The 7718-nt window shown below is 61.2% G+C and carries 6 protein-coding genes and 1 pseudogene; 5 read left to right on the top strand and 2 right to left on the bottom strand.

From position 1 onward, the window contains the following. Positions 1 to 92: 92 nt before the first annotated feature. The gene (locus NKJ04_RS32300; RefSeq protein WP_032909511.1) at positions 93 to 563 is read left to right on the top strand and encodes a DUF995 domain-containing protein; all 471 of its coding nucleotides are present in this window, start codon (positions 93 to 95) and stop codon (positions 561 to 563) included. Positions 564 to 654: 91 nt separating this feature from the next. Here the strand turns inward: NKJ04_RS32300 and NKJ04_RS32295 are convergent, their stop codons facing one another. After that, positions 655 to 1104, bottom strand: a complete 450-nt coding sequence (locus NKJ04_RS32295; RefSeq protein ID WP_352679811.1) for a DNA polymerase III subunit chi — start codon at positions 1102 to 1104, stop codon at positions 655 to 657. Between the two features lie 28 nt (positions 1105 to 1132). Then, positions 1133 to 2644, bottom strand: a pseudogene (locus NKJ04_RS32290) (leucyl aminopeptidase). Positions 2645 to 2695: 51 nt separating this feature from the next. On the opposite strand from NKJ04_RS32290, the gene NKJ04_RS32285 reads away from it, so the two are divergent. The 4 genes from NKJ04_RS32285 (at position 2696) to NKJ04_RS32270 (ending at position 7700) form a co-directional block, all read left to right on the top strand. After that, positions 2696 to 2884, top strand: coding sequence for a hypothetical protein (locus tag NKJ04_RS32285; protein ID WP_127289235.1), 189 nt, complete (start codon positions 2696 to 2698; stop codon positions 2882 to 2884). 111 nt (positions 2885 to 2995) lie between these two features. Next, the gene (gene lptF, locus NKJ04_RS32280) at positions 2996 to 4198 is read left to right on the top strand and encodes an LPS export ABC transporter permease LptF (protein ID WP_128305684.1); all 1203 of its coding nucleotides are present in this window, start codon (positions 2996 to 2998) and stop codon (positions 4196 to 4198) included. Continuing rightward, positions 4195 to 5280: an LPS export ABC transporter permease LptG gene (lptG, locus tag NKJ04_RS32275; protein WP_352550966.1), complete on the top strand. Its 1086-nt coding sequence runs from the start codon at positions 4195 to 4197 to the stop codon at positions 5278 to 5280. Before lptF ends, lptG begins: the two co-directional genes overlap by 4 nt. Further along, positions 5280 to 7700, top strand: a complete 2421-nt coding sequence (locus tag NKJ04_RS32270; protein WP_352550531.1) for an LPS-assembly protein LptD — start codon at positions 5280 to 5282, stop codon at positions 7698 to 7700. The genes lptG and NKJ04_RS32270 overlap by 1 nt, the downstream gene beginning before the upstream one ends. Positions 7701 to 7718: the final 18 nt, after the last annotated feature.

Genomic DNA, 7718 nt, shown 5'->3' with positions numbered 1-7718 from the left:
CGCGGGAATCGGTGACGTTGAACATCACCAGCCTGCCATGACCGCCCTCTCTCAGCGAATTTGCAGAACTCTCAGCACACTACCCCTGTTCCATTGGTCTGTTTGCTTTCCAGATTCCCGCAACAGCCAAGACGGCGACGAAAATCGCCGAACAGGCCATGCGGGCAGAGGTGGTGCCGGACAAAGGCATCTACCAGATGTACCAGAACCGCTCGTGGCTCTGGGGTCGGGAGGGTGCCGGATATTTTGCCGTCCAGCGCCGTCAGTTCAGTGCCTGGACCTCGGACAAGGCGCGCAAGCTGGGCTACGGTGACGGCATCTGGTTCATTCCCGGAGGAGGCAAGCTGTGCTTCCGCGCAAAATGGCACGGAGCCGGAGGCGACTCCAACGCTCTTTCCTGTTTCGAACATCGCCAGGCAGGCAGGATTCTCTACCAGCGCCGGGTTCCAGATGGAGAATGGTACGTATTCAGGAGTTCGCACCGCAACCTTGCGGACGCGTTCATGAAATTGAAACACGGCGACTACGTCAGCCGCAAACAGAGCCGGATCAAGGCAAAGTAGTAGAGACTTTCATCCGGGACAGGGCACTGGTCCAAAAGCGGGTCGACTGAACGGTCAGCGACCTGCCTCAGTCACGTTCAGGCGACCTGCCTTAAGCCTTGCGCTCCCAGCGGCGATCTGGCGTCTGTTGCCAATAGGTGACGGCGTGGCCAGCGCTCTTCATCACCTTCCAGTGCCCTCGCGCCGCCTCGAGCTGGGCGGCATCGTGGCCATCGAACAGGAACACGACGCGCTCGTAGCCGCCAAGGTCAGGCGGCACCGCGCCGTCGACCAGGAACCTTATCTTTGCGTCGTTGGGATTGCTGTCGCCGGTGGTCAACAGAATCGGCTGTTCGCCGGGATGAGCCTCACGATCGGTCGCGTGCGCCAGGAACGAATCGTCCCGGAAGGTCCAAAGATGCTGGTCGAGCGCATCACGGCGTTCCTCGGTGCCTGTCTGCACCACGGCGCGCCAGCCACGGTCGACGCTGCGCTCCAGGAGGCCTGGCAGCGCATCCTCCAGCGTCGATTCGGTCAGGTGGTAGAACAGGACGTCGGCCATCGCTTCAGCCTATAGTGATTGAACCCGTTCACTGCTCATAATTGTCGCGCACCAGCCGGTCGAGCAGCCTGACGCCGAAACCGGAACCCCAGGACTGGTTGATCTCGTTCGACGGCGCCCCCATCGCCGTGCCGGCAATGTCGAGATGGGCCCATGGCGTGTCCTTGACGAAGCGCTGCAGAAACTGCGCCGCGATGGTGGCGCCGCCAAAACGGCCGCCGATGTTCTTCATGTCGGCGTTCTTGGAATCGATCAGCTTGTCGTATTCGGCCCCCAGCGGCATGCGCCACAGCCATTCCTGCGTCGCCTGCCCCGCCGCCGCCAACTTTTCGGCCAGTTCGTCATTGTTGGAAAAGAGGCCGGCATAATGTTGACCGAGCGCCACCATGATGGCGCCGGTCAGCGTCGCCAGATTGACCATGAATTTCGGCTGGAAGCGGTCGTTGCAGTACCACAACGCATCGGCCAGCACGAGGCGGCCCTCGGCGTCGGTATTGAGCACCTCGATGGTCTGGCCCGACATCGAAGTGACGATATCACCGGGGCGCTGGGCATGACCGTCGACGGCATTTTCGACCAGTCCGATGATACCGACGACATTGGCTTTCGCCTTGCGGGCCGCCAGCGCATGCATCAGGCCGGTAACGGCGGCGGCACCGCCCATGTCGCCCTTCATATCCTCCATGCCCGAGGCCGGCTTTATGGAATTGCCGCCAGTGTCGAAAGTGACGCCCTTGCCGACGAAGGCGATCGGGCTGTCCTTCGGCTTGCCGCCGTTCCACTGCATGATCGCCATGCGGGCGCCGCGCGGCGATCCTTGCGCGACACCGAGCAGCGAGCCCATGCCGAGCTTCTTCATTTACTTCTCCGCCAAAATCTCGCCCTTGAAGCCTAGTGCCTCGAGTTACTTGGCGCGGGCAGCGAACTCGACCGGCCCAAGCACGTTTGCCGGTTCGTTGACGAGGTCGCGCGCCAGTAGGACGCCGTCTATCACCGCCTCGGCATCGGCGAAGGCCTTCTTCGCAGCGGCCGGATCGGCGGTGTGGATGGTCACCTTGACCGGCTTCTTCGGCTCTGCCTTGCCGTCGTCCTTGTCCTTCCTGGTCTTGTACTTGTCGAAGGAATAGCTGCGCAGGAGAATGCCCGCGGCAAGGCTTGCCGCGTCTTTCGCGCTCGGCGAGGCGCCGGCCACATCGAGGACCACCGCCACTTCGGTCGCCTTGCGCAGCGACGCGGCAACGGTGCCGCCAAGCTTCAACCACGCATATTCGTCCAGTCCCGATACCTTGCCGGCGCCTATCGCCACCAGTCTGTCGAGCGATGCTCCCTGCGGCGCCAGAACTTCCACCGTGCTGGCGAACTTGCCCGTGAACTCAGCCACGGGAAAGGCCCGCTCCAGTGTCTTGCCGGGATCACCGGCCTTGGCGACGTCGCTCAGGCCGCCCTCATCCGCCGCGAGCACGAAGACCGTGCCCTTCTTGTTCACCGCGCTCTGGGACCCGGAAAATTTGGCGAAGGCGATCGACGGTCTTTGATTCATCATGTCCTGCTTTCAGGGAATGCGCGACTTTTGGGGAAGCGGTTCGAAACGATGCGCGACATTTGGTCGTTTTCCGGCATTTGGCAAGACTTTGCCGAATTGGCATCCCATATGACCTATGGAATCGATGACGATTCGTCGCGGCACGGCCCCGCTTTTTGCCGCAACCTGTTGTTAACCATCGATGTTCGCCCTTTCTTATCCATTCCCGCCGACACTCCGCCCAGCCGGGGGGCGTGATGTGGGACAGAACCCGGATAGACCATCTGATGAGCCAGTTGTGCAGGCGCTGCCGGACAGCTACCTTGTTCGGTGGCATGATGCCGTTCGAAAAAATCGAGAAAAGCCTTCATGAAGGTCGTTGAACGCTACATCATGCGCCGCGCTTTCGTGGTCTTCATGGCCGCACTTGTGTGGACGCTGGCGATCGTATGGACGACGCAGGTGCTGGCAAAGATCGACCTGGTCACCGACAGCGGCCAGTCGGCGCTCACCTTCTTCGAAGTCGCCGCCCTCATCCTTCCGTCCATCATCCCGATCGTGGTGCCTTTCGCGCTGGTGGTAGCGGTCGCACAGACACTCAGTGTCATGAATTCGGATTCCGAACTCGCCGTCGTCAACGCCGCGGGGGCCTCGCGCTGGACGATCGTGCGGCCGATCATGTTGCTGGCGCTCGCCGCCGCCGTTTTTTCCTTTGCCGTCGACAACGGCATCGACCCTTACGCACGGCAGAAGAACCGGGCCCTGGTGGCGTCGTCGCGCGCGGATCTGTTGTCGCTGATCATCCAGGAAGGCACCTTCCGCAAGATTGACGACGGGTTGTTCCTGCAGATCGGCGAGCGCCTTCCCAACAATCGGCTGGGTGGCATTTTCGTCGCCGATTCGCGCGAAGAAGGCGTCAACCTCGTCTACTACGCCAAGACCGGAAGCATCATCGAACGCGGCGGTGAAAAGGTGCTGATGATGAATGACGGCGTCATCCATCGCAAAACGCTGACCGGCGATCTCTCCGTCATCCGCTTCACCTCCTATGCCTTCGACATGTCGGCCTTCATGGCGGCGGCTTCGGCGGTGACGCTCCTGCCCAAGGACCAGACGACGCAGTACCTGCTCAACCCGGGCGCCAACGACAAGTATTATCAGCAGAACCCCTACGAATACCGGGCCGAAGTCAACCAGCGGTTCTCGGAATGGACCTATTCCATGGTTTTCGCGCTGATCGCGCTTGCGGTCGCCGGGGATGCGCGCTCGCACCGCGAGGCGCGGGTCAATCCGCTGATCACGGCGATCACGATATCGCTGTTCGTGCGTTGGCTGGGCTTTTTTGCCGCCAGCAAGGCGGATGAGGTCCCGCAATATGCGTATATGGTCTATGGCGTGCCGATCGTGGCTTCCGCGGTGGCGATCTGGTTCATCGTCTCCAACCGGACACTGGAACTGCCCGTGACCTGGGCGGACTGGATGACAAACTTCGCCACGCGCATCGCTGACAGCTGGAATGCTTTCAAATTGCGTTTGTCCAGGCGCGGCGCATCAGGGCAAGGGGTCGGCTGATGGGCTGGACACTGGGCCGCTACTTCTTCTTCCGCTATGTGACGATCACCATCTGGTTCTTCATCGGCCTCCTGGCATTGGTGTTCCTGATCGATTTCACCGAGCTGTCCGGACGCACCACCGGCCTGCCCGGCTTCACCTACGGCACGGCGGTAGCCATTTCAGGCCTCCGTATGCCGATGATCATGCTGCAGACGGTGCCGTTCGTCGGTCTCTTCTCGGCGATGGCGACGCTGGTATCGCTGAACCGGCGTTACGAGCTGGTCATCGCGCGTTCCGCCGGTGTTTCCGCCTGGCAGTTCCTCTTGCCCTGCTGTGTCGGAGCCTTGCTGTTCGGCGTCCTGTCGGTTGGCGTCATCAATCCGCTCGCCGCGCACGCATTCTCCTGGTCCGAGCAGATCGAAACCCAGCTGCGTTCCGGCAAATCGAATACGGTCTCGGCCGATGCCGCGCCCTGGATCCGGCAGAAAACCAGTTCGGGGGACACCATCATCGGTGCGCGGGCCATCCTGAACCAGGGCCTGGAAATGGCCGACGTCGTGTTTTTCATTCTCGACCCGCAAGGCAACATCGTCGCGCGCAAGGACGCCACCCGTGCCTTCCTGCGCGACGGCTATTGGGAATTGCAGGACGTCAAGACGTTCCAGAACGGCACGATCCAGGTATTGGCAACCGATCGCGTACCGACCAATTTGAAGCCCGAATTCGTGCAAGAGCGGCTGGCGCGCCCCGAAACCATCCCCTTCTACGACCTGCCCGGAAAGATCGAAGTTGCCCGCTCCTTCGGCCTCAAGGCAAATGCCTTTGCCATGCAGTTTGATTCGCTCGTGGCGTTGCCGTTCCTGCTCGTCGCCATGACGCTGATCGCGGCAACGGTTTCAATGCGATTTGCCAGGATGGGACAGTCGGCGACGATGATTCTGGGTGGCATCATCGCTGGCTTTCTGCTTTATGTCGTTTCGGTGTTGGTAAAGGCATTCGGCGTGGCGGGATTCGTGCCGACTGTCGTAGCCGCCTGGGTACCGGTCATGGTGGCTATGTTCTTCGGGGTGACTTTCCTGCTATACAAGGAAGACGGCTAGTGAGGGAGGCGTTTTTGCCCAGCAACAGGCAGGCCGGTTTGGCGCGCCTCTATGCGGCGACCGCCTTGGCGTGCGTGCTTGCCTACGCCGTTCCGGCACCGGCGCTCGCGCAGGACGTCGGCGACATGGCGACATCGGTTCCGTCCGGCTCGCAAATGCTGCTGGCGGCAGATACGCTGGTCTATAACAACGACAACCAGACCGTGACCGCCGTTGGCGGCGTGCAGATCGACTATGGTGGCAATCGCCTTGTCGCCCAGCGGGTCGAGTACAACCGCAACACCAAGCGGATGGTGGCGAGCGGCAACGTCGAAGTCATCAACAGCGACGGCACCAAGATCAATTCGCAGCATATCGACATCACCGACGACTTCGCCGACGGCTTCGTCAACGCGTTGCGGGTCGAGACCATCGACAAGGCCTATTTCGCCGCCGAAAGCGCCGAACGCATGGGCGGCGTGCTGACCACCTTCCACAATGGCGTCTACACCGCCTGCGAGCCGTGCGAGGATAAGCCGGACAAAGCGCCGACCTGGCGCGTCAAGGCCAAGAAGATCATCTGGAACGGCGAGAAGAAGACGGTTCGCTTCGAGAATGCGAATTTCGAGTTCTTCGGTTTTCCGCTTGCCTATCTGCCTGCATTCGAAATTGCCGACCCGACGGTGAAGCGCAAGAGCGGCTTCCTGATCCCGAGCATCATCTACAAGAGCGATCTCGGCGTCGGCGTGAAAGTCCCCTATTATCTCGCATTGGCGCCGACCTACGACCTGACCGTCACCGGCACCGGCTATACCAGGCAGGGCTTCCTCGGTGAGGCCGAGTGGCGTCAGCGCTTCGACAATGGCGAGTACAGCTTGAAGATCGCCGGGATACACCAGCAGAATCCCGACGCCTTCCTCGACACCACTGCCTTCCCATCCAGCTCTGGCCACAACGTCAATTCGGGCAGCGCCGGCGATCCCAACAAATTCCGCGGCATGATGGGTACCCAGGGGCAGTTCGCCATCAACTCACGCTGGAACTTCGGCTGGGACGTGCTGCTGCAGACCGACAAGAACTTCTCGAACACCTACGGCATCGACAAGTATAATAGCAGCGTCCACCAGTCGTCGGTCTACTTGACGGGTCTCAACGGCCGCAACTATTTCGACGTGCGCGCCATGCATTTCGATGTGCAGGAAGATACGCCTGACGACAACGCCTCTGCGCGAAGCGGACAACAGCCCTGGGTGCTGCCGTCGCTCGACTACGCCTATATTCCTGATGCGTCGGTGGCCGGCGGCCAGCTGTCGCTCAATGTCAACGCGCGTGTCATCCGCCGCGACGAGCTCGATGACACGTTCTCCACCCCCACACAGCGTGTTCCCGGTATCGAAGGTGAATCGGGCCGTCTCACCGCCGAGGCCGAGTGGAAGCGGAGCTTCGTCACCGATGGCGGGCTGGTGCTGACACCATTGCTCGCGCTGCAGGGCGACGTCGACTATCTCAACGCGTCGTCGGCTTCGCTAGACGCCGTCAACCAGATGGCGGCAAATTTGGGCGAGCAGGCCGATATGCGCTCGTCATTTGCCCGTTACATGGCAACCGCGGGCCTCGAGATGCGTTGGCCGGTGCTGTTTTCCATGGCCAGCGGGTCCAGCCACGTGATCGAGCCAATGGCGCAGGTCTTCATGCGCCCGAACGAGCAATATGTCGGCGGCCTCTCAGTGCCCAACGAAGACGCCCAAAGCATGGTCTTCGATGCGACCACCTTGTTCGAACGCGACAAGTTCTCCGGTTACGACCGCGTCGAAGGCGGTTCGCGTGCCAATGTCGGCTTCCGCTATTCCGGCTCGTACAACAATGGCTGGGGCACTAATGCCATTTTCGGCCAATCCTATCAGATTGGCGGCGAGAACTCGTTCGCCGCGCCGGATCTGGTGAATGTCGGCGCCAACTCCGGCCTCGACACGACCAAGTCCGACTATGTCGGCCTCTTCGGCATCAACAGCCCCAACGGCTTCGCGGCCTCGGTCAGCGGCCGTTTCGACGAACAGAGCTTCGAGGTCCGCCGCGCCGAGGTGAAGGCCGCCTATTCCGGCCTGCCTGTGTCGCTGAGCGCCAAATACGCCTTCATCCAGGCTCAGCCACTGTACGGCTTCACCACCGACCGCCACGAGGTCACGCTTGGTGCATCGACGCATCTCGCCGAAAACTGGCGCGTCTTCGGCACAGGAACATACGACCTGCAGCAAAGCCTGCTGGTCAAGGACGGTGTCGGCTTCGCCTACAACGATTCCTGCTTCACTTATCTGATGACCTACTCGCAGTCGCGCGATCTGAACACCAGGGAGGTGTCGCAGACCATCGGCTTCAATCTGTCGTTCCGCACCCTCGGCGAATTCGGCTCGTCGACCAGTGCCATCGACACGATCCAGTAACAATCGGCGACATCGTTT

Origin of the sequence: Mesorhizobium sp. M0618 (genome assembly GCF_040320765.1) — a bacterium.
Classification (GTDB): Bacteria; Pseudomonadota; Alphaproteobacteria; order Rhizobiales; family Rhizobiaceae; genus Mesorhizobium.
This window is presented reverse-complemented; position numbering and strand designations above follow the sequence as displayed.

What these genes read in the sequence shown, in the direction of transcription:
- NKJ04_RS32295 (WP_352679811.1), bottom strand. Translation starts at nt 1,104, where the DNA reads ATGGCCGACGTCCTGTTCTACCACCTGACCGAATCGACGCTGGAGGAT.
- NKJ04_RS32285 (WP_127289235.1), top strand. Translation starts at nt 2,696, where the DNA reads ATGCGCGACATTTGGTCGTTTTCCGGCATTTGGCAAGACTTTGCCGAA.
- lptF (WP_128305684.1), top strand. Translation starts at nt 2,996, where the DNA reads ATGAAGGTCGTTGAACGCTACATCATGCGCCGCGCTTTCGTGGTCTTC.